Annotated in this window: 15 protein-coding genes; 4 read left to right on the top strand and 11 right to left on the bottom strand. The window is 73.5% G+C overall.

Going from position 1 to position 21,670, the window contains the following annotated elements; genetic code table 11:
• Window positions 1–82 precede the first annotated feature (82 nt).
• The 7 genes from ACH4TG_RS19830 to rsmI all read right to left on the bottom strand — a co-directional run bounded on the left by ACH4TG_RS19830 (window position 83) and on the right by rsmI (window position 8,767).
• Window positions 83–1,723 (bottom strand): hypothetical protein, encoded by a 1,641-nt coding sequence (locus ACH4TG_RS19830; protein WP_398243651.1) that lies wholly within the window; start codon window positions 1,721–1,723, stop codon window positions 83–85.
• A 247-nt stretch (window positions 1,724–1,970) separates the two neighbouring features.
• Window positions 1,971–3,761 carry an ABC-F family ATP-binding cassette domain-containing protein gene (locus ACH4TG_RS19825; protein ID WP_398243650.1) on the bottom strand — a complete coding sequence of 597 codons (1,791 nt, stop codon included), beginning with the start codon at window positions 3,759–3,761 and terminating at the stop codon, window positions 1,971–1,973.
• A gap of 466 nt (window positions 3,762–4,227) precedes the next feature.
• Window positions 4,228–5,142, bottom strand: coding sequence for a 4-(cytidine 5'-diphospho)-2-C-methyl-D-erythritol kinase (locus ACH4TG_RS19820; RefSeq protein WP_398243649.1), 915 nt, complete (start codon window positions 5,140–5,142; stop codon window positions 4,228–4,230).
• Window positions 5,143–5,212: 70 nt separating this feature from the next.
• A complete protein-coding gene (gene rsmA, locus ACH4TG_RS19815; protein WP_398243648.1) occupies window positions 5,213–6,121 on the bottom strand; it encodes a 16S rRNA (adenine(1518)-N(6)/adenine(1519)-N(6))-dimethyltransferase RsmA in 909 nt (302 codons plus the stop codon).
• Window positions 6,122–6,234: 113 nt separating this feature from the next.
• Window positions 6,235–7,191 carry a TatD family hydrolase gene (locus ACH4TG_RS19810; protein ID WP_398243647.1) on the bottom strand — a complete coding sequence of 319 codons (957 nt, stop codon included), beginning with the start codon at window positions 7,189–7,191 and terminating at the stop codon, window positions 6,235–6,237.
• 117 nt (window positions 7,192–7,308) lie between these two features.
• Window positions 7,309–7,716, bottom strand: coding sequence for a hypothetical protein (locus ACH4TG_RS19805; RefSeq protein WP_398243646.1), 408 nt, complete (start codon window positions 7,714–7,716; stop codon window positions 7,309–7,311).
• A gap of 190 nt (window positions 7,717–7,906) precedes the next feature.
• Complete coding sequence (rsmI, locus tag ACH4TG_RS19800; protein WP_398243645.1) at window positions 7,907–8,767, bottom strand: 16S rRNA (cytidine(1402)-2'-O)-methyltransferase; 861 nt, start codon at window positions 8,765–8,767, stop codon at window positions 7,907–7,909.
• A 203-nt stretch (window positions 8,768–8,970) separates the two neighbouring features.
• On the opposite strand from rsmI, the gene ACH4TG_RS19795 reads away from it, so the two are divergent.
• The 3 genes from ACH4TG_RS19795 (at window position 8,971) to ACH4TG_RS19785 (ending at window position 13,625) form a co-directional block, all read left to right on the top strand.
• Window positions 8,971–10,695 carry a dolichyl-phosphate-mannose--protein mannosyltransferase gene (locus ACH4TG_RS19795; protein ID WP_398243644.1) on the top strand — a complete coding sequence of 575 codons (1,725 nt, stop codon included), beginning with the start codon at window positions 8,971–8,973 and terminating at the stop codon, window positions 10,693–10,695.
• Window positions 10,696–11,035: 340 nt separating this feature from the next.
• Entirely contained in the window at window positions 11,036–12,694 is a 1,659-nt protein-coding gene (locus ACH4TG_RS19790) for a penicillin-binding transpeptidase domain-containing protein (protein WP_398243792.1), read from the top strand.
• Window positions 12,695–12,782: 88 nt separating this feature from the next.
• On the top strand, window positions 12,783–13,625 hold the full coding sequence (locus ACH4TG_RS19785; protein WP_398243643.1) for an EamA family transporter: 843 nt from the start codon (window positions 12,783–12,785) through the stop codon (window positions 13,623–13,625).
• A 137-nt stretch (window positions 13,626–13,762) separates the two neighbouring features.
• On the opposite strand, the gene ACH4TG_RS19780 is transcribed toward ACH4TG_RS19785, so the two are convergent.
• From ACH4TG_RS19780 to ACH4TG_RS19765, 4 genes are all read right to left on the bottom strand, one after another.
• Window positions 13,763–14,572 carry an SDR family NAD(P)-dependent oxidoreductase gene (locus tag ACH4TG_RS19780; RefSeq protein WP_398243642.1) on the bottom strand — a complete coding sequence of 270 codons (810 nt, stop codon included), beginning with the start codon at window positions 14,570–14,572 and terminating at the stop codon, window positions 13,763–13,765.
• A 4-nt stretch (window positions 14,573–14,576) separates the two neighbouring features.
• Window positions 14,577–15,839: a serine hydrolase domain-containing protein gene (locus ACH4TG_RS19775; protein WP_398243641.1), complete on the bottom strand. Its 1,263-nt coding sequence runs from the start codon at window positions 15,837–15,839 to the stop codon at window positions 14,577–14,579.
• Between the two features lie 228 nt (window positions 15,840–16,067).
• Window positions 16,068–17,840, bottom strand: coding sequence for a glycoside hydrolase family 6 protein (locus ACH4TG_RS19770; RefSeq protein WP_398243639.1), 1,773 nt, complete (start codon window positions 17,838–17,840; stop codon window positions 16,068–16,070).
• 315 nt (window positions 17,841–18,155) lie between these two features.
• A complete protein-coding gene (locus tag ACH4TG_RS19765) occupies window positions 18,156–19,832 on the bottom strand; it encodes an FAD-binding dehydrogenase (protein ID WP_398243638.1) in 1,677 nt (558 codons plus the stop codon).
• 182 nt (window positions 19,833–20,014) lie between these two features.
• On the opposite strand from ACH4TG_RS19765, the gene gltX reads away from it, so the two are divergent.
• Window positions 20,015–21,391 carry a glutamate--tRNA ligase gene (gene gltX, locus ACH4TG_RS19760; RefSeq protein ID WP_398243791.1) on the top strand — a complete coding sequence of 459 codons (1,377 nt, stop codon included), beginning with the start codon at window positions 20,015–20,017 and terminating at the stop codon, window positions 21,389–21,391.
• Window positions 21,392–21,670 lie beyond the last annotated feature (279 nt).

Here is a 21,670-nt window from a genome sequence, read left to right as displayed (position 1 = left end):
CGCGCCCCCAACCGGGGGAAACATTCCGGCAATTCCGGAACGTGACCGGCAGGGGGCGCGCGGCGGGCGGGACCGCTGCGGATCACCCGTAGGCGATCAGGTACTTCTGGTCGCTGATCCCGGCGTACATCGTCCGGTTCACCAGGTAGAACTGGTTGTCGTGCCACTGCAGGTACTCGTGGGAGCCGGTGTCCAGCGAGTCGTAGGCGTCCTTGGAGAAGGTCGCGTACGGGCTGATCGCGCCGCTCGCCGGATCCACGGTCACCAGCCGGCCCTGCACGTCGTACCCGGCGGGCTCGTAGGCGAGCACCTTGTCGCCGATGAAGTCCAGGCCGGTGATCTCGTGCTTGTCCGTCGGTCGCGCGATCCACTTCTGCTTGCCGTCGGCGAGGCCGAACGCCACGATGCCGCCCAGCACCTGGCCCTGGCCGTCACGCTGGCCCTGCAGTGTCAGGTAGAGCGTGTCCTTGGACACCAGCACGTTGTGCACGGACTGCTGCTCGGTGCCGTCGTCCTGGATGTCGTACTTGTCGGTGCCGAGCGAGACCCGGGACTGCAGCTTGCCGTCGGCGAGCGAGACCACGTCGGTCTTCAGCTTCGACTCGGTGCCCAGGATCGCCACCACCGGGTCGGTGGAGACGATCGCGGTCACCTGGGTGCCGGCCGGCGCGGTCCACGACCACTTCGACTTGCCGTTCTGGGTCGTGTCGATGACCTGCACCTTGTACGTGTCGTAGCCGCAGTTGACGACCGCGACGAACTGCTTGCCACCGGCGTAGCCGTCGTCCTTGCACTGGCCGGCGCCGCCCTGCCACAGCACCTTCTGGTCGCTGAGCCGGTAGGCGATCGAGCCCTCCAGCCAGGACACGCCGACCGCGTCGCCGCTGATCGCCATCTGGGTGTAGTCGAAGGTGCTGTTGTCGGCGCTGGACGCGCCCGGCAGGTCCTTGGTCCACACCGCCTTGCCCGTGGTCAGGTTGACGACCATGACCTTCTCGCAGTGCGCGCCGTACTGGATGGCGGCCTGGTTGTTCCACGAGTCGCGGGCCGCGGTGCAGTCGCCGCTGGACGGCGCGGGCAGCGTCCAGGCCGGCGCGCCGGTCGTCTTGTCGTAGGCGACGACCTTGTCGATCTCGTTCTTCACCACGTACTTGTCGGTGAACCAGACCCCGACGACGTCCTTGAGGTTGTCCTTCTGCGCCACCTTGTCGCCGTCGATCTGCCACTTCAGCGACAGCGCGGTGTTGTGGCCGCCGCCGGTGGGCCCTCCGCTGCCCCCGGTGGTGCCGTTCGAACCGCCCGCGTCGGCCTGCGGCTTGGGCTTGTCGCCGCCACCGCCGCCCTTCGTCGCGAAGTACACGCCGCCGCCTATGACCAGCACCGCGGCGACCACGGCCGCCACGATCGCGACCATCTTGTTCGACGAGCGGCCGCCGCCGGGGGCGCCGGTGTACTGCTGCGGGTAGCCGCCGGGCGGCGGGGTCTGCCCGTAGCCGTAGCCCTGCTGGCCGTAGCCCTGCTGCGGCTGCTGGCCCGGGTAGCCGTAGCCCTGCTGCTGCGGCGGCGGCTGCTGCTGCCCGCTCGGGTACGGCGGGGGCGGCGGCGCTTGCGGGAACTGCTGCTGCGGGAACGCCGGTTGGGTGGGCGCCGCGTACGGGTTCTGCCCCGGCGGGACGGGCGCCGCGTACGGGTTGTCGCCCGGCGGCGGGGTCTGCGGGCTCACCTGCGTCGGCGTCGGCGGCGCCGGGTAGCCGTACCCGCCGGGGGCCGGCGGCGGTGTCTGCGGCGGGGGCGGCGGTGCAGCGCCGTCCGACGCCCCGAACTGGGGCGGATTTCCGGGGGGCGGGGGCGGCTGCGACATCAGCAGGTTCCTCTTCGTGCTTCGCTGGGGAGAGTCGGACGAGCGGTCATTCTTTCTACCACCCGGCCCACTTGACGCCGCAGCCAGCGGCTGTTCCGTTACCGCCCTGCTACACGTCCTCCGCGAGCTCCAGCCAGCGGGTCTCCAGCTGCTCGCGCTCGTCGCTCAGGGCGCGCAGCTCCGCGTCGAGGGCGGCGACCTTCTCGAAGTCGGTGGCGTGCTCGGCGATCTCCGCGTGCAGGGCGCCCTCGCGCTCGCCGATCTTGTCCAACCGGCGCTCGACGCGCTGCAGTTCCTTCTTCGCCGCCCGGGTGTCCACGGCCGGCTTCTCCTTCGCCGGGGGCGGCGGGGGCGCGGCGGCCTCCACGACGCGGCGGCGCCGCTCCAGGTACTCGTCGACGCCGCGCGGCAGCATCCGCAGGGTCCGGTCGCCCAGCAGCGCGAACACCCGGTCGGTGGTGCGCTCCAGGAAGTAGCGGTCGTGGCTGATGACCACCATGGAGCCCGGCCAGCCGTCGAGCAGGTCCTCCAGCTGCGTCAGCGTCTCGATGTCGAGGTCGTTCGTGGGCTCGTCCAGGAACAGCACGTTGGGCTCGTCCATCAGCAGCCGCAGCACCTGCAGGCGGCGCCGCTCGCCGCCGGACAGGTCGCCGACCGGCGTCCACTGCTTCTCCTTCGTGAAGCCGAACCGCTCGCACAGCTGGCCCGCGGTCATCTCGCGGCCCTTGCCCAAGTCGACCCGCTGCCGCACCGACTCCACGGCCTGCAGCACCCGCTGCGCCGGGTCGAGTTCGGCGACCTCCTGCGAGAGGTAGGCGAGCTTCACGGTCTTGCCGACCACCACCCGGCCGTGGACCGGCTGCACTTCGCCGTCGCTGCGGGCGGCGTCGGCGAGGGTGCGCAGGAAGGACGTCTTGCCGGCGCCGTTCACGCCGACCAGGCCGATCCGGTCGCCCGGGCCGAGCTGCCAGGTCAGGTGCGCCAGCAGTTCCTTGGGACCGGCGGTGACGGTGACGTCCTCCAGGTCGAACACCGTCTTGCCCAGCCGCGAGTTGGCGAACCGCATCAGCTCGGCGGAGTCGCGCGGCGGCGGCACGTCCTCGATCAGCGCGTTCGCCGCCTCGATGCGGAAGCGCGGCTTGGAGGTGCGGGCCGGGGCGCCGCGGCGCAGCCACGCCAGCTCCTTGCGGACCAGGTTCTGCCGCTTGGTCTCCTCGGTGGCCGCGATCCGCTCCCGCTCGGCGCGGGCGAAGACGTAGTCGCTGTAGCCGCCCTCGTACTCGTAGACGGTGCCGCGCTGCACGTCCCACATGCGGGTGCAGACCTGGTCGAGGAACCAGCGGTCATGGGTGACGCAGACCAGCGCGGAGCGGCGGGCCCGCAGATGGCCGGCGAGCCAGGCGATGCCCTCCACGTCGAGGTGGTTGGTGGGCTCGTCCAGGACGATCAGGTCCTGCTCCTGGATGAGCAGCCGGGCCAGCGCGATCCGCCGGCGCTCGCCGCCCGACAGCGGGCCGATGACGGTGTCCAGGCCGTCGGGGAAGCCGGGCAGGTCCAGCGCGCCGAACAGGCCGGTGAGGACGTCGCGGATGCGGGCGTCGCCGGCCCAGTCGTGGTCCGGCCGGTCGCCGACGATCTCGTGCCGGACGGTGGCCTTCGGGTCCAGGGAGTCGCTCTGGGTGAGCACGCCGAAGCGGAGGCCGCCCTGGTGGGTGACGCGGCCGGAGTCCGGCTCCTCCAGCTTGGCGAGGATCCGGACGAGGGTCGTCTTGCCGTCGCCGTTGCGCCCGACGACGCCGATGCGGTCGCCCTCCGAGACACCGAGGCTCAGCGAGTCCAGGAGCGTGCGGGTCCCGTAGGTCTTGCCGACGGCTTCGACATTGACGAGATTGACGGCCACGTCGGCGGTTCTCCACGTTTCGCTCGGGTCTACGACCCCCCAACCCTACTTCCCTCTCTCCGAGCGCCCACCCACGACGGCGCCCCGCCCTCCGCACGACGGGGTCCGCCCCCAGGGGCGCGCGAGGAACTGGCGCGCCCAGCCACAGCGGCGGCCCGCCGTCCCCACGACGGGTCCGCCCCCAAGGGGCGCGGGGAACTGCGCGACCAGCCCACCACCGGCCGGTGGTCCGGGACGTACCGAACTGCCCCTTCGGGGCGGTGACGACCCGCGGCGCCGCGCGGGCTGAGCGCGCAGTTCCCCGCGCCCCTACGGGGCACGCCCTGCCCCGAAAGGCACGATGCCGTCGCACGGCAGGTGCGTGGTTGCCCGCGCTGGGGGCACCTCCCAGGTGCGGCTCTGGGGGACCCCGCGCCCCTTCGGGGCACGCCCCCGCCCAGGGGGCAGGGGAGGACGGGGTCCGGGGTCAGGGGAGGAGGGTGGCGCCGGGAGCCGGCGAGAGAGCGGGCCGGGCCGCAGGCCCGAGGGTGTGGGCCACCTTGGCCGCCGTCTCCCCGTCGGAGACGAGAAACGCACAGGTCGGCCCCGACCCGGACACCAGCGCGGCCAGCGCCCCCGCGTCCGCGCCGGCCCGCAGCGTACGGGCCAGGTCCGGCCGCAGCGACAGAGCGGCCGCCTGAAGGTCGTTCGCCAGGGCGGCAGCCAGCCCGTGCACATCGCCGGCGCGCAGCGCCTCCAGCAGGCGCGGGTCGGCCTGCGGCGCCGGCACGTCGCCGATGCCGTCACCGCCGCCCTGCTCGCGCCGAAGCCGGTCGCACTCGCGGTAGACCGCGGGTGTCGACAGCCCGCCGTCCGCGGCCGCGAACACCCACGAGAAGGTGCCGCCGACCTCCAGCGGTGTGAGGATCTCGCCGCGGCCCTCGCCCAGCGCCGCCCCGCCGGCCAGGCTGAACGGCACGTCGCTGCCCAGTTCCGCGCAGATCGCCAGCAGGTCCTCGCGCGGGGTCCCGAGGCCCCACAGCGCGTCGCAGGCCACCAGTGCGCCCGCCGCGTCGGCGCTGCCGCCGGCCATGCCGCCGGCGACCGGGATGTCCTTGCGGATGTGCAGGTGCACGCGCGGCTCGATGCCGTGCCGTGCGGCCAGCGCGACGGCGGCCCGCGCCGCGAGGTTCGACGGGTCCAGCGGCACCGACGCGATGTCCCGCCCCTCGCCCGTGATGCGCAGGTCGGGCGCGGGGGAGGCGGTGACGTGGTCGTACAGCCCGACCGCCAGGAAGACGTTGGCCAGGTCGTGGAAGCCGTCCGGGCGCCGGCCGCCCACGGCGAGCTGGACGTTGACCTTGGCGGGCACGCGGACGGTCACGGCGGCGGTGGCGGTCACGGGCGGGGCTCCTCGGGAACGGTGCGGGCCGTGCGGGCGGCGCGTGCGGCGGCAGGGACGGGCGGGCGGGTCACGGGCGGGCCGGGTGCGCTTCCGGCCGGAGGTCCGGCCGGGCCGGGCGGTGCTCGGCGATCGCGGCGAACTCCTCGACGGTCAGCGCCTCGCCGCGGGCCTGCGGGGAGATCCCCGCGGCGACCAGCGCGGCCTCCGCGGCGGGCGCGGACCCGGCCCAGCCGGCGAGCGCCGCCCGCAGCGTCTTGCGGCGCTGGGCGAACGCCGCGTCGACGGCGGCGAACACCTCCTCCCGGGAGGCGGTGGTGTCCGGCGGGTCCCGCCGGACCAGCGAGACCAGGCCGGAGTCGACATTGGGCGCGGGCCAGAAGACGTTGCGCCCGATCGAGCCGGCCCTGCGCACCTCGGCGTACCAGCAGGCCTTCACCGACGGCACCCCGTACACCTTGCTGCCGGGCTGGGCGGCCAGCCGGTCGGCGACCTCGGCCTGGACCATGACCAGGGTGCGCTCGATGGTCGGGAACGCGGCGAGCATGTGCAGCAGCACCGGGACGGCCACGTTGTACGGCAGGTTCGCCACCAGGGCGGTGGGCGGCGGCCCGGGCAGCTCGGTGACGCGCAGCGCGTCGCTGTGCACGAGCGCGAAGCGGTCGGCGCGGCCGGGCAGGCGGGCCGCCACGGTGGAGGGCAGCGCGGCGGCCAGCACGTCGTCGATCTCGATGGCGGTGACCCGGTCGGCGGCCTCCAGCAGCCCCAGGGTCAGCGAGCCGAGCCCGGGGCCGACCTCCACGACGGTGTCCTCGGGCCGCACCCCCGCGGTCCTGACGATCCGCCGCACGGTGTTCGCGTCGATCACGAAGTTCTGGCCGCGCTGCTTGGTGGGGCGGACGCCCAGCGCGGCGGCCAGCTCGCGGACGTCGGCCGGGCCGAGCAGGGCGTCGTGGTCGTCGGGGGGTGTCGTACTCACACCCGCAAGGCTATCCGCCCGCCGGGCACCCCCATGCCGCCCGCCGGGCGTCCCCGGTCCGGCCTGCCGCCTGCCCGTCCGCCCGTCCGCCGTCCTCCGTCCCCCGGCGGCGGTCAGTACGCGAACGCCCTGGCCGTGTTCGCGGCGATCGCGCCCGCCAGCGTGTCCTCGTCGATCCCGCGGGCCTCGGCCATCGCGCGCAGCGTCACGGGGATGAGGTACGGCGCGTTGGGCCGGCCGCGGAACGGCACCGGGGTCAGGAACGGCGCGTCCGTCTCCACCAGCAGCCGGTCCAGCGGGGCGACGGCGACCGCGTCCCGCAGGTTCTGCGCGTTCTTGTAGCTGACGTTGCCGGCGAAGGACAGGTAGTAGCCCTGCTCGGCGCACACCCGGGCCATCTCCGCGTCGCCGGAGAAGCAGTGGAAGACCACGGTGCCGGGCGCGCCCTCCTCGTCGAGGATGCGCAGCACGTCGTCGTGCGCCTCCCGGTCGTGGATGACCAGCGCCTTGGCGTGCCGCTTGGCGATGGCGATGTGGCGCCGGAAGGAGTGGTGCTGGGCGGCCACGCCGTCCGGGCCCGTCCGGTAGTAGTCCAGGCCGGTCTCGCCGACGCCGCGCACCTGCGGGAGGGCGGCGAGCGCCTCGATCTCGTCCAGTGCCCGGTCCAGGGCGGTCATGCCGCCGCCGGCGCGCACCCGCCCGTCCGCGCGCGGGTGCATGCCCTCGGGGTCGCCGTGGACGATCCGCGGGGCCTCGTTGGGGTGCAGGGCGACGGACGCCCAGACGGCCGGGTGCGCCGCGGCGGTCTCGGCGGCCCACCGCGACCCGGGCAGGTCGCAGCCGACCTGGATGAGGGTGGTCACGCCGACCGCGGCGGCCTGCGCCAGCGCCTCCTCGACCGTGCCGGACTGCATGTCGAGGTGCGTGTGGGAGTCGGCGACCGCGACCCGCAGCGGCTCGGGCGCCGGAGGCGCGGCCTTCCTGCGGTCGGCACCGGCGGATTCCGTGCCGCCCCCGCCGGTGCTGTTGCCGGCGGGGGTCGCGGGACTGGGGTCTTCGTGCGTCGCCATGGGCCCGATCCTAGGGACTGCCGGGCCCGGGGCCGCCGGGGCCCGTCCGCACGCGCCCTGGACGGGCCGCCGGGCCGGCCCCAGGGGCCGGGCCCGGACCTCGGGGGCCCAGGGGCCCTAGGGGGCCAGCCGCCAGCCGGACCCGGAGGAGCCGTCCTGCGGCGGGCGGTTCCTGCGCCGCATCAGGTGCAGGGTGGGCCAGTGGCGGGTGCGGTGCACGCCGCGCTCGTGGGCGCCGCGGTGGTCCAGCGTCCAGCGCTGCGCCACGGCGTCGGAGACCTGTCCGGAGCGCATGATGCGTACCCGGTGACCGTCGCAGTTGGCGCACGTGGGGCGGGTCAGCGGGGACGGCACCTCGATGCCGTCGGCGCGGTAGGTGACGTACGGGTGGCCGCCGGCGTCCGTGTGGTGCTGGATCTCGTACGCCTGCTCCCAGCAGTAACCGCAGTTCATGCAGGCGAAGGAGTACGCCTCGGCGACGGTCTGCCCGTTCGCGCCGCGGTCGCTTCCGATGGTCTCGCTCATGGCAGCTCCTGCGTGCCCTCCAGGCGTGGTGCCCGGACTGGACTTCCCACCTCCAGCGAACGCCTCCCGGACGGATACCGCAGCAGGGCTTCCGACTCTTGGGGGAGATTTGATGCGTATGTGGGAGTTGGGTGCTGTTGCTTTGCCTCCCTCCAAGTTTAGGCCGGTCAGCCGCCCGGCCGGGCGGCGGTCACGCGCCGCCGTGCTTGGCCGCCACCACCGCGTCGAACACGTCGCGCTTGGGCACACCGGCCTCGGCGGCGACCGCCGCGATGGCCTCCTTGCGGCGTTCCCCGGCCTCCTCCCGGGCAGCCACCCGGCGCACCAGTTCGGCCGGCTCCAGATCGCCGGGGCCGGGCTCCGGGGCGCCCTCGACCACCACGGTGATCTCGCCGCGCACGCCCTCGGCGGCCCATCGCGCCAGCTCCTCCAGCGGGCCGCGCCGCACCTCCTCGTAGGTCTTCGTCAGCTCGCGGCACACCGCTGCCCGCCGCTCGGCCCCGAACACCTCGGCCATCGCGGCGAGCGCGTCGGCGATCCGGTGCGGCGCCTCGAAGTAGACGAGGGTGCGCCGGTCGGCGGCGACCTCGCGCAGCCGGCCGGCCCGCTCGCCGGCCTTGCGCGGCAGGAAGCCCTCGAAGCAGAACCGGTCCACCGGCAGCCCGGACAGCGCGAGCGCGGTGAGCACCGCCGAGGGGCCGGGCACGGCGGTGACCCGGATGCCGCGCTCGACCGCGGCGGCGACCAGCCGGTAGCCGGGGTCGGACACCGACGGCATGCCGGCGTCCGTGACCAGCACCACACGGGCGCCGCCGAGCAGCGCGTCCACCAGTTCCGGGGTGCGGCCCGCCTCGTTGCCCTCGAAGTACGACACGATCCGGCCGCCGACCTCCACCTGGAGCGCCTGGGCGAGCCGGCGCAGCCGCCGGGTGTCCTCGGCGGCCACCACGTCGGCGCCCGCCAGTTCCTCGCTCAGCCGCGGCGGGGCGTCCGCGGGGTCGCCGATGGGGGTTCCGGCCAGTACGAGGACGCCTGCGGCGGTGCTGTTCACTCCGGCATCCTCCCACCGCGGACGGCCCGGACGCCGCGGGTGGCCCGGGCGGCCGGGGGCCCGGGCAGCGGATCGCCCCGCACGGGGACAGCGGACCGCACCGCACGGGGATGGCGTACCGCGCCGCACGGAGATAGGGGGCAAAACCGGTCGCCCGCCGCCGGGCACATCGCATTCTCAGGTCGTTTCCCTACGATGGCCCGGTGACGAGTGACACCGCGACGCAGGACCGCGTCGACGAGGAGGTCCGGGTGCAGGCCGCCGCCAGTCCCTGGGCGCGGCGTCTGCGCCGCTTCGGGTACGCCGAGCGTCCCCGGACCGACACCCGCGAACGCCTGGTCCCGCCCTTTCCCGAACCCGGGACCCGCATGTGGGAGATGCTGGGCCTCGGCCCGGCGGCCGCCCACCGGGTGGCCCGGTGGTCGGGCTGGCTCGGGCCGCTGCTCGTCGCCGCCGTCGCCGGGGGCATCCGCTTCTGGCACCTGGGCAGCCCCCGCGAGGTCGTCTTCGACGAGACGTACTACGCCAAGGACGCCTGGGCGCTGCTGAAGCTCGGCTACGAGGGCAGCTGGCCGGACGGCAAGATCTCCAACCCGGAGATCCTGGCGCACCCGCAGACCATCCCGCTCACGGACGCCCCCGGGTACGTCGTGCACCCGCCGATGGGCAAGTGGGTGATTGCGGCCGGCGAGTGGATGTTCGGCCTCAACCCGTTCGGCTGGCGCTTCATGATGGCGCTGCTCGGCAGCCTGTCCGTGCTGATGCTGTGCCGGATCGGGCGGCGGCTGTTCCGCTCGACGGCGCTGGGCTGCGTGGCCGGCACGCTGATGGCGGTGGACGGCCTGCACTACGTGATGAGCCGGATCGCCCTGCTCGACCTGGTGATCATGTTCTTCGCGCTGGCCGCGTTCGGCTGCCTGCTGATCGACCGGGACTGGGCCAGAGCCCGGCTGGCGTCGGCGCTGCCGGTGGGCGAGGACGGCTTCGCCGGCCCTGACCAGCGCACCGGCGACCGCGCGGGCATGGGCTGGCGGCCCTGGCGGCTCGCGGCCGGCTTCTTCCTCGGACTGGCCGCGGCCAGCAAGTGGAACGGCCTGTACTTCCTCGCCTTCTTCATGATCATGACGGTGCTGTGGGACGTGGGCTCGCGGCGCATGGCGGGGGCGCGCCGCCCGTACCTGTCGGTGGCGCGCAAGGACCTCGGCTGGTCGGTGCTGTCGATGCTGCCGGTCGCCCTGGTGACGTACCTGCTCACCTGGACCGGCTGGTTCGTCACCAGCGGCGGCTACTTCCGGCACTGGGCGGACGACCGCGGCGGCACCTGGTCGTGGATCCCGGCGCCGCTGCGCAGCCTGTGGCACTACGAGCACGAGGTCTACAAGTTCAACGTGAGCCTGCACACCCCGCACCCGTACCAGTCCAACCCGTGGAGCTGGATGGTGCTGGGGCGGCCGGTCTCGTACTACTTCGAGTCGCCGAAGTACGGCCAGGACGGCTGCCACACCGCGTCCGGCTGCTCCCGCGAGATCCTCGCGCTGGGCACGCCGCTGCTGTGGTGGTCGGCCTGCTTCGCCATCGTCTACCTGCTCTTCCGCTGGGCGATGCGCCGCGACTGGCGGGCCGGCGCGATCCTGTGCGCGCTGGGCGCCGGCTGGCTGCCCTGGTTCCACTACCAGGACCGCACGATCTTCTACTTCTACGCGGTCGCCTTCGTCCCCTACCTGTGCCTGGCGGTGGCCATGATGGTCGGCGCCTTCCTCGGCCCACCGGGCGCCAGCGAGGGCCGGCGCATGTGGGGCGCGGTGGGTGCGGGCACCCTCGTCCTGCTGATCATCTGGAACTTCATCTACTTCTTCCCCATCTACACGGGCCAGACGATCCCCTACTCCGGCTGGCAGGCCAGAATGTGGTTCGACTCCTGGATCTAGCCAGGCCGGCGATGTGATCCCACGGACGCGGGCCCCGCACCGAGACACCGGTGCGGGGCCCGTCGTCGTTGCCGGCCCGCACCCGGTCACCCCGGACCCTCGTCGTGGTGGTGCTTGCGTCCGCTGCGTTCGCGGGGGCGGAATAGGGAGGCCCAATTCCCGTCGGCAGGGCGGAAAACGGCGCGGTGGCCGGATCTCATTGCGGGTGGTCCGGTTCCTCTTCATAGGGTTTCGGCACGAACCCGTGGCCTTTTCGAGACCCTGTGGACAGGCAGCCCCCGTAGAGTCCCGGGAGCGCGTTCACTGAACGCGTTCAAGGGGAGGGGATCGGGCTGTGCCCATGACAAGGGGCGTCAAGATCGGGATCATCGGCACCGTGTTCGCGGGGATGCTGGGGGTCGCCGGGTTCGGCGCGTACAACATCTGGACGGCGCTGGACAGCGGCGGGGGCGGGAGTTCGGGCCACAGCAGCCCGCAGACGACCTCCACGGCTCTGGCCAACGAGCCGCCGACGGCGAAGGAGGTCTCCGACACCGCGTCGGACTTCCTGACCTCCTGGGCGGGCGGGGACACCACGGCGGCGGCGCGCCTGACGGATTCCGTGCAGACGGCAACCGCCGCATTCCGCAGTTTCGCCACCGACGGCAAGATCTCCAGGGTCGAGATCACCGAAGGCACTCCTTCGGCGACGACTGTGCCCTACACCGTCGTCGCCCATATCGCCTATCAGGGCAAGGAAACGCTCCTGCAGTACGGCACGTCGCTGACCGTCGGCCGCAACGCCAAGGGCGACCCGGCCGTCAAGTGGACGGCGTCCCTGCTGCACCCGAGCCTGTCCGACGGCGACCGGATCGTCACCGGGCGCGCCAAGACGCCGGACCTGGACGTCGTCGACCGCAACGGCAAGACGATGACCGCGCAGCAGTACCCGTCCATGGTGCGGATCTTCGACGACTTCGCGAAACGGTACGGCGACAAGCTGTCCGGCGGCACCCCGGGCATCGAGACCTACGTCGAGAAGGCGGACGGCTCGCAGGGCAAGACCCTGGTGGTGCTGCAGAAGGGCAAGGGCAAGCGCCTGAGGACCACGCTGGACAGCACGCTGCAGGCGGCGGCGGAGAAGGCGGTGTCCGGCAAGGACAAGGCCGGCGTCGTCGCGCTGGACACCCGCACCGGCGGCGTCCTCGCGGTCGCCTACAGCCCGCCGACCGGCTTCGACCTGGCCCTGCAGGCCAAGGAGGCGCCGGGCTCGACCTTCAAGATCGTCACCGCCGCCTCGCTGATGGAAGGCGGGCTCAGCCCCAACTCCAAGGCGCCCTGCGTCAACGGCAGGAACTACTCCTCCGGTTCGACGTACGGCCGGATCTACCACAACGACAGCGGCGTGCACGACAACCCGGACGCGACGCTCCGCTGGGACTTCGCGGTGTCCTGCAACACCGGCTTCATCCAGCAGACCGGCCATCTGCGCGGCGGCGGACTGCGCACCACCGCCGGGGAGTTCGGCCTCACCGAGCAGTGGAACATCGGCACGCCCACCCTGGACGGCCAGCCGAGCATGCCCGTCCCCGGCAGCAACCAGGACGAGTTGACGTCGGAGATGATCGGCCAGGGCGAGCTGCTGATGAACCCGCTGATCATGGCCTCGGTGGCGGCGACCGCCGCCACCGGCACCTTCCACCAGCCGCTGATCGTCGACCGCGGGCTGATCGACCGCCCGATCGTCTCCACGCGGTCGCTGCAGCCCGGCATCTCGACGAAGCTGCGGGCGATGATGCACGACACCATCAGCTACGGCACGGCGAGCGGCGTGATGAGCGGGTTCGGCCCGAACGCGGGCGCCAAGACGGGCTCCGCCGAGGTCGACGGCGCCGCCGCGCCCAACGGCTGGTTCACCGCGTACGACGGGCATGTGGCCGCGGCCGCCCTCGTCCAGAGCGGCGGGCACGGCAACGCGTCCGCCGGGCCGATCGTCGCGTCCGTGCTGCGGGCGTCGTGACCGCACCGGCAGCGGTGCCCGTGGCACCGGCACCGGTAGCGGTACTGCGGGCCCGAACGACCGCGCGGCGCGCGGGGCACACCCCCGCATGACCCCGCTCGTCGTCCTCGCGGTGCTCACCGCCGCGCTCACCCACGCCGCGTGGAACGCGATCGCGCACGGCATCAAGGACCAGCTCCTCGCCTTCACCCTGGTGGGTGGGGGCGGGGCGCTGTGCGCGCTCGCGATGGCGCCGTTCGCCGCGGTCCCGCACCGCGGCGCCTGGCCGTTCCTCGCCGCTTCGGTGGTGATCCACCTCGCGTACCAGTACCTGCTGATGCGGTCCTTCCGGCTGGGCGAGTTCGGGCAGGTCTACCCAGTGGCCCGCGGGGTGGCGCCGCTCGCGGTGACGGTGCTGGCCGCGGTGTTCGTGTCCGAACGGCCGGACGCCTGGCAGGCGTCGGGCGTCGCGGTGGCGTCCGCGGGGCTCGGCGGCGTCGCCCTGTGGGGGTTGCGCGGCCGGCGGCCCAACTGGCCGGCGCTGGCCGCCGCGGTGGGCACCGGCCTGACGATCGCCGGGTACACGGTCGTGGACGGCGTGGGCGTCCGCGACTCGGGCTCCTCGCTCGGCTACATCACCTGGCTGATGCTGCTGCAGGGCATGGCGATCCCGCTGCTGGCGGTCATCGTGCGGCGCGGCGGCCTGCTGGCCGCGCTGCGCCCGGTGGCGGCCCGCGGGCTGCTGGGCGGCGCGCTGTCCACGGCCGCCTACGGCCTGGTGCTGTGGGCGCAGACCCGCGCCCCGCTGGCCCCGGTGGCGGCTCTGCGGGAGACCTCGATCATCGCCGGCGCGGCCATCGGCACCCTGGTCTTCAAGGAGCGCTTCGGCCGCCCCCGCCTGCTGGCCGCGGTCGTGGTGGTCGGCGGCATCGCGCTGATGCTCGCGGGCTGACACCTGCTGCCCCGGCGGGCCCCGGCCGGCACCGGCTCCTGCGCGCGCGGCGCGTCGGGCACCTCGCGCGCACCGGAGCCCGGGAGCCGAAGCCATGCCTCGAAAGCCGCGGCCGGCCGGACCGAGCGGCCGGGGCCCTACGCCTGCGCGGTGTCCGCCGCGAACTCGGCGGCCAGCGCGTCGGTGAACCCCGCGTTGGACCCGAGGATGCCGCCGTCCACCGGCAGCGTCACGCCGGTGATCCAGGACGCGTCGGTGGAGGCGAGGAACGCGACGGCCGCCGCGATGTCGGCCGGCTCCCCGACGCGCCGCAGCGGGTAGGCGCGGGCGGCGGCCTCCAGCATCTTCTCGCGGCCGTCCCACACCGGGGTGCGGATGGTGCCGGGCGCCACCAGGTTCGCCCGCACCCCCAGCGGCGCCGCCTGCTGGGCGAGGGTGCGCGTGAGCGAGACCAGCCCGGCCTTGGCCGCGCTGTACGCGTGGTTGCCGAAGTACGAGAGGCCGTTGACCGAGCCGACGGTGACGATCGCGCCCCGCCCGCCCGGCGCCTCGGCCAGGTGCGGCAGCGCCGCGCGGGAGCAGCGCATCGATCCCACCAGGCAGATGTCGAGGTCGCGCAGCCAGTCCTCGTCGCGTTCCTCGGAGAAGTCCTCGCGGTGGTCGCTGCACGCGTAGGCGTTGTTGACCAGGACGTCGAGCGTGCCGAAGGCGGCCACGGCCCGGGCCACCGCCGCGTCGACGGCCGCGCTGTCGGCGACGTCGCACGCCGCGTGCTCGGCCCGTCCCCCGTCGTCCCTGATGGCCGCCGCCGTGCGGGCGGCCGACTCCTCGTCGATGTCGGCGATCAGCACACCGGCACCTTCCGCGGCGAACCGTCGCGCGGTCGCCTCCCCGATCCCCCGGGCCCCGCCCGTCACCACCACACCGTACGTGTCGAAGCGTGTCATCGGGTCAGGTTAGGCAGTCCCGAACGGCCCTGGCCAGAGCCTGTGCACGCGGGTCTGCGGTGACGTTCTTCTGCATGCCGTTGGTGACGTAGCCGAAGCCGACGGCGTGTTCGGGGTCGGCGAAGGCGAGCGAACCGCCGCGGCCGGGGTGCCCGAAGGAGCCGGGGGCGAGCAGCGGCGACGCGGGGCCGTGCAGCATGTAGCCCAGCCCGAAACGGGTGTTGACGACGAGCACGCGGTCCGGGCCCGCCGACTCCAGGGTGCGGGCCGCGGTGACGGTGGCGGGCGCGAGCAGCCGCCCAACACCGCCGGCACTGGCGGCGCCGCCCCCTCCGGCTCCGGGTTCGGATCCGGCTGCCTCGACGTCGCCGATGAACGCGGCGTAGCAGCGGGCCAGCGCGCGGGCGGTCGCGATGCCGCCGGACCCGGCGAGTTCGGCGGCCCGGTAGGCGGGATCGTTCTCGTCGGGTATCGGGGTGATCGCGGCGAAGGCCCTGCGGGTCAGCGACTGCGGGTCGGCGTAGGCGTCGTGCACCGACTGCTTGGGGCGGGCGCGCAGCGCGCCGGAGGTGCGGGGTTCGGGCGCCGCGGTCGGGCCGATCCGGCCGACCCGGTGCTCCTGGCCGGCGGGCAGCCCGAGCCACAGGTCGAGGCCGAGGGGGCCCGCGATCTCGTCGGCGAGGAACCGGCCGAGGGTGCGGCCGGTGACGCGCAGCACCAGCTCGCCGAGCAGCCAACTGTAGGTCTGGGCGTGGTAGCCGTGCTCGTCGCCGGGCGGGAAGAGCGGCGGCTGGGCGGCGACAGCGCGCGGCCCCGAGACGCCGTCCAGCGCCTGGGCGGGGGTCAGCGGCACGTCGAACGCGGGCACCCCGGCCCGGTGCGCCAGCACGTCCCGCACGGTGACGCGGTCCTTGCCGTGCGCCTTGAACTCCGGCCAGTAGGCGCCGACCGGCGCGTCCAGGTCGAGCCGGCCGCGCTGGTGGAGCAGCAGCAGGCAGGCCGCCGCCACGCCCTTGGTGGCCGACCGCACGGTCTGCGCGGTGTCGTGCTCCCAGGGCTTGCCGCCGGGGCCGCCGTCGAAGTCGCGGCTGCCGCCCCACAGGTCGACGACCTTGCGTCCCTGGTGGTAGACGGCGACGGCCGCCCCCTGGTCGCCGCGGCGGGTGAAGTTGTGCGCGAAGGCGTCGCGCACCTGCTCCCAGCCGCCGGCCACCGTGCCGTGGACGCTGCTGCCGGCCACCGCCTGGTGGACGTCCTCGAAGCCCATGAGCGGTGCCTCCCGCGTGCGCGTGCCCGGCCCGCACGCCTGCCACCTGCGCACCTGCGGGCTCTGATGTTCCGCCCTCCATGGTGCACGACGCCCGCGGACAGCGGCACGGGGCCCGGGTGCGGGCATGCGGCGGGCCCGTTCCGGGACCGCGGCCCCTGGTCGCTACGACCAGGGCGCGGCCCCGTCACGGGCCCGGTGGGGGGATCCGCTGTCAGCGTGCGGTGCTCACGACAGCGGCGGGTACGCGTTCTGGATCAGCTGGTGGAACTGGGCCGAGAACCAGTGGCCCGCCAGGGGCGAGTTGGGCAGCGCGCCCGTCGGGTTGTTGCCGTTGCGGGCGTTGCCGCCGTAGGTCGGGTCGCACATCTGGTCGAAGCCCTTGCCCTCGTCGTTCGAGATGGCCGAGCTCGAGCCGTCCGACTCACCCGGAGGCTTGATCCACACGTAGGCGTCGATGTTCGCCGAGGGCGCCGCGGTCGGGCGTGCCCCGATACCCGCACCGGACTGGTTGCACCAGTTGCCGGCGTGGATGCGGCGGTCGATGCGGCCGCCGTCGACGTAGGTGTCGACGCTGGTCGTCGCGCCCGGACCGGTCGGACGCGCGCTGCCGCCCCAGCCGTTGCGGCCGGTGTCGATCAGCATGCCGATGCTGGACGGGAAGCCGTCCGAGATCAGCTGGTTGCGCAGGCCCAGGGCGTAGGACTGCTCGTCCACGTAGTTGTTCCAGTCCACCCACTTGGACTGGCGCACCGTGGTGCCGTTGACGGAGTCCGTGACCTTGAAGTTGGGCTCCACCGTCGCGCTGTAGTTGGCGGTGTTGGTGATGAAGCCCTGCACGTCGGCCAGGCTGGCGCCGTTGGTGGTCGCGACCTTGTAGAACTCCTGGGCGGACGGGGCGAGGTTGGTGTCCCAGCCCAGCCAGGCGTGGTGGCCGGCGTCGATGTAGTTGTAGGTGTTCGACAGCGCACCGAGCTTGGACAGCGCGTAGCTGACGCCCTTCTCGTAGTTGCCGTTCTGCTTCATCGTCGCGCACGCCGACGTGGCACCGGCCTGGCCGTCCGCGTTGGTGATCAGGTTCGGCAGCGAGTCGGGCTCGATGACGTTGACGATCCGCAGGTTCGCGTACTTCGCGTCCGACATGATCGAGGCGATCGGGTCGATGTACTGCGACTCGTACGTGGCGATGTCCGTCGGGCCCAGCTCGCCGTTGGAGGCCAGGGCGGCGCAGTCGCGGCCGGGGAGGTCGTAGATGACGATCTCGATGGTCAGCGGCTGGCCCGCGGCCTGCTGCACGGCGGCGTCCAGGTGGGCCTTGAGGCCCATCCCGCCGTTCACGCCGTTGATCGCGGCGATCCGGTCGAGCCAGACGGCGGTCGACTGGTTGGCGATGGCCTGGCCGCCGTCGGCCGCGGCCTCGGCGGACCACTCCGAGTTGACGTAGCCCTTGGCGCCGACGTACGGGTTGTCGACCTTCGAACCGGGCGGCGGGGTGGTGGGCGGCGTCGTGGGGGGCGTCGTCGGAGGCGTCGTCGGCGGGGTGGTCCCGCCGCCGGTGGTGCCGCCGGTTCCGCTGCCGCTGTCGCAGGCCACGCCGTTGAGCGTGAAGTTCGCCGGCGAGGCGTTGGTGCCGCTGTACGTGCCGTTGAAGCCGAAGCTGGCCTGGCCGCCGCTGGCGACCGCGCCGTTGTAGCCCATGTCCTTGGCCGTGACCGACTGGCCGGACTGGGTGATGGTGGCGTTCCAGCCCTGGGTGACCTTCTGGTTCCCCGCGAAGGTCCAGCCCACGGTCCACGCGGTCAGCGCGGGGCCGGTGTTGGTGACGGTGACGTTAGCGGTGAACCCGCTGTCCCACTGGTTCACGCTGTAGTTCACCGAGCATCCGGCCGAGGCGGCCGAGGCGGTGGTGCTCATCGCAGCGGCCACTGCGCCGGAGGCGACGACGAGCGCGCCTGCCGCCGCCAGCGCGGCCATTCTGCGTCGGACTATCGGGACTGCCATGTGCGAACAACCTCCATATGGGGGGTGGACCGTCGAAAACTGTTCGAGAGGTCGAGGGAGGTGGTGCGGTGATGCATGGTTCGGTTACACGCTCTTAACGTGGGAGCGCTCCCATAGTGAGGAGCCGGTCTGCTCCTGTCAATGCTTCAAACACGAGAAGCGGCGGACCCGCTCGACGGGCCCACGAAGGACCCGAACTGACGTGTTGTCAGTTCGGGTCCTGGAGACGGGTATCGAACCGGGTCATGTGCGCCGGTCAGCGGGGTGCGGGCCCGCTGACACACCGTCACGCGGTCAGTGCCCGTGCGGTCGCCGTCACGCGGTCGCGGCGGCCGCGGCCCGGCCGGCCGCGCGGCCGGAGAAGATGCAGCCGCCGAGGAACGTCCCCTCCAGGGACCGGTATCCGTGCATCCCGCCGCCGCCGAAGCCGGCCGCCTCGCCCGCCGCGTACAAGCCGGGCAGCGGCTCGCCGCGCTGCTCGCCGCCGGCCGGCGCCGGGGTGAGGACGCGTGCGTCGAGATCGGTCTCCAGTCCGCCGAGCGACTTGCGGGTGAGGATGTTGAGCCGCACGGCGATCAGCGGGCCGGCCTTGGGGTCCAGCAGCCGGTGCGGGGACGCGGTGCGGATCAGCTTGTCCCCCAGGTAGTTGCGGGCGCCGCGGATCGCGGTGACCTGCAGGTCCTTGGTGTAGGTGTTGGCGATCTCGCGGTCGCGCGCCTCGATCTCGCGGCGCAGCTCGGCCTCGTCGATCAGTCCCTCGCCGGTGAGCGCGTTCATCCCCCGTACCAGCGCGCCCAGTTCGCGCTCCACGACGAAGTCCACGCCGTGCTGCTTGAACGCCTCGACCGGGCCGGGTGCCCCGGGCAGCACCCGCTTGAGCACGTCGCGCACGCTCCTGCCGGTCAGGTCCGGGTTCTGCTCGGATCCGGAGAGCGCGAACTCCTTCTCGATGATCTTCTGGGTGAGGACGAACCAGGTGTACTCGTGGCCGGTGCCCATGATGTGCGCGAGGGTGCCGAGGGTGTCGAAGCCGGGGAAGTACGGCACCGGCAGGCGCCTGCCGGTCGCGTCCAGCCACAGCGAGGACGGCCCGGGCAGGATGCGGATGCCGTGGCGGGCCCAGATCGGGTTCCAGTTCTCGATGCCCTCGGTGTAGTGCCACATCCGGTCGCCGTTGATCAGCCCGCCGCCCGCCGCCTCGGCGACCCCCAGCATCAGCCCGTCGACGTGCGCCGGAACACCCGACAGCAGCTTCTCCGGCGGGGTCCCCAGCCGCTTCGGCCAGGCCGCCCGCACCAGGTCGTGGTTGCCGCCGATGCCTCCGGAAGTGACCACCACCGCCTGCGCCCTGAGGCTGAACTCCTCCGCGACCTCCCGTGAGCTGGCCTCACCGCGTGCCGCGTCGCTGGGCACCAGCACCTCGCCGCTCACCCCGTCCACGGCGCCGCCGGTCGTGGTCAGCGCGGTCACCCGGTGCCGGAAGCGCAGCTCGACCCGGCCGCGCGCGACCCCCTCCCGCACCCGCTGCTCGAACGGCGCGACGACGCCCGGCCCGGTCCCCCAGGTGATGTGGAAGCGCGGCACCGAGTTGCCCGGCCCGGTGGCCAGGAACCCGCCGCGCTCGGCCCAGCCGACCACCGGGAACATCCGTATCCCGCGCTCGTGCAGCCAGGCCCGCTTCTCCCCTGCCGCGAAGTGCACGTACGCCTCCGCCCAGCGGCGCGGCCAGTGGTCCTCGGCCCGGTCGAAGCCCGCGGTGCCCATCCAGTCCTGCAGCGCCAGCTCCGTGCTGTCCTTGATCCGCATCCGGCGCTGCTCGGGCGAGTCGACGAAGAACAGCCCGCCGAAGGACCAGAACGCTTGGCCGCCGAGCGAGGCCTCCGGCTCCTGGTCGACCAGGATCACCTTGCGGCCGGCCTCGGCCAGCTCGGCGGTCGCGACCAGCCCGGCCAGCCCGCCCCCCACCACCACGACGTCCGCGTCCAGCGCCATCGGCCCGCTCCCGTCCCACTCGGCTGCTCCCCACCGGTGTTACCCACCGGTCACGTCGCCGAGCACGTTACGCGACGGCGCTGGCCAGGTCATTGTCCACGGCCACCGGTGTACGGGCGGATAGGCTGTGGACCATGTCTGATGCCGCGCCCCGCGTCCGCTTCGCACCCTCCCCGACCGGCATGTTCCACGTCGGAGGCGCGCGTTCCGCCCTCTACAACTGGGCCGTGGCACGCCGTTCCGGCGGCACCTTCGTGCTGCGCGTCGAGGACACCGACGCGGCCCGCAACCGGCCCGAGTGGATCGACGGCATCATCAGCGCGCTGGCCGCGATCGGCATCTCCCAGGCGGACCCGCACTTCGAGGGCCCCTACTTCCAGTCCGCGAACGCCGGCCGGCACCGCGAGGCGGCCCTGAAGCTGCACGCGGCGGGCCGGGCCTACTACTGCGACTGCACCCGCGAGCAGCTGGCCGAGCGCACCGGATCACAGCAACTGGGCTACGACGGCTTCTGCCGCGACCGGGGCCTTGCCCACGAGCCGGGGCGGGCGCTGCGGTTCCGCACCCCGGACGAGGGCGAGACGGTCGTGGTGGACCTGATCCGCGGCGAGCCGGCGTTCCCCAACAGCGCGATCGAGGACTTCGTGATCGCCCGCGGCGACGGCTCGCCGGTGTTCCTGCTGGCCAACGTCGTCGACGACCTCGACGAGGGGATCACCGAGGTGATCCGCGGCGAGGAGCACCTGTCGAACACCCCCAAGCAGCAGCTGCTGTGGCAGGCGCTGGACGCGGTGCCGCCGGTGTGGGCGCACCTGCCGGTGATCGTCAACGAGAAGCGCCAGAAGCTCTCCAAGCGCCGGGACAAGGTCGCGCTGGAGGACTACCTGGCCGAGGGCTACCTGCCGCAGGCGATGGTCAACTACCTGATGCTGCTGGGCTGGGGGCCCGGCGGCGACCGCGAGATCATGCCGTACGAGGAGCTGGAGCAGCTGTTCCGGATCGAGGACGTCAACGGCTCCTCGGCGTTCTTCGACCTGAAGAAGCTCACCGCGTTCAACGGCGAGTACATCCGCGCGCTGCCGGCGGAGGACTTCGTCGCCGAGTGCACGCCGTGGCTGATCGCGCCGCACGCCCCGTGGGCCCCGGAGTCGTACGACCCGGAGGTGTTCGCGGCGGTGGCGCCGCTGGCCCAGACGCGGCTGGCCGTGCTGGCGGACATCACCACGAACGTCGACTTCCTCTTCCTCGACGCGCCGGTGGACGACGAGGCGTCGTGGGCGAAGGCGATGAAGCCGGGCGCGCGGGAGCTGCTGCGGGACGCCTCGGCGGCGCTGGACGTCGCGCAGTGGGAGGCCGAGCCGCTGAAGGCCGCGCTGGAGGCGGTGGCCGCCGCCCACGGGCTCAAGCTCGGCAAGGCGCAGGCGCCGGTGCGGGTGGCGGTGACCGGCCGCACGGTCGGCCTGCCGCTCTTCGAGTCCCTGGTCGCGCTCGGCCGCGAGCGGACGCTGGCGCGGCTGGCGGCGGCCGAGGAGCGGCTGGCGCGCGAGACCGCGGAGTAGCCCGCCGGGCGGTTCGCGGGTCCGGGGGGTTCCGGGGTTCGCGGGGTTCCGGGGTTCGCGGGGTTCCGGGGTTCGCGGGGTTCGCGGGGTTCCGGGGTTCGGGCGGTTCCGGGGTTCGGCGTCCGGGCGGCCGGGCGTCCCGGCTGCCGTCGCTGGAGGGGTGTGCGGGGCCGCGGGGGCGGGCGGGGTCGCGGGCCCCGGGGCGCACGGGGGCGGAACGGGGTGCGGCGGGGCGCAAGCACCCCGGAAAAGTTGCTGGGCCTCCGGGCGCCCCGAACC

Source organism: Streptomyces sp. NPDC020917 (assembly GCF_044333795.1).
Lineage (GTDB): Bacteria > Actinomycetota > Actinomycetes > Streptomycetales > Streptomycetaceae > Actinacidiphila.
Note: the sequence above shows the minus strand (reverse complement) of the source record. Positions and strands in the feature narration are given on the sequence as shown.

Excerpts from the sequence above, each read along its gene's own strand:
- ACH4TG_RS19810 (WP_398243647.1), bottom strand. The coding sequence starts at position 7,191 with ATGGCGACGCACGAAGACCCCAGTCCCGCGACCCCCGCCGGCAACAGC.
- ACH4TG_RS19805 (WP_398243646.1), bottom strand. The coding sequence starts at position 7,716 with ATGAGCGAGACCATCGGAAGCGACCGCGGCGCGAACGGGCAGACCGTC.
- ACH4TG_RS19790 (WP_398243792.1), top strand. The coding sequence starts at position 11,036 with ATGACAAGGGGCGTCAAGATCGGGATCATCGGCACCGTGTTCGCGGGG.
- ACH4TG_RS19785 (WP_398243643.1), top strand. The coding sequence starts at position 12,783 with ATGACCCCGCTCGTCGTCCTCGCGGTGCTCACCGCCGCGCTCACCCAC.
- ACH4TG_RS19780 (WP_398243642.1), bottom strand. The coding sequence starts at position 14,572 with ATGACACGCTTCGACACGTACGGTGTGGTGGTGACGGGCGGGGCCCGG.
- ACH4TG_RS19775 (WP_398243641.1), bottom strand. The coding sequence starts at position 15,839 with ATGGGCTTCGAGGACGTCCACCAGGCGGTGGCCGGCAGCAGCGTCCAC.
- ACH4TG_RS19770 (WP_398243639.1), bottom strand. The coding sequence starts at position 17,840 with ATGGCAGTCCCGATAGTCCGACGCAGAATGGCCGCGCTGGCGGCGGCA.
- ACH4TG_RS19765 (WP_398243638.1), bottom strand. The coding sequence starts at position 19,832 with ATGGCGCTGGACGCGGACGTCGTGGTGGTGGGGGGCGGGCTGGCCGGG.
- gltX (WP_398243791.1), top strand. The coding sequence starts at position 20,015 with ATGTTCCACGTCGGAGGCGCGCGTTCCGCCCTCTACAACTGGGCCGTG.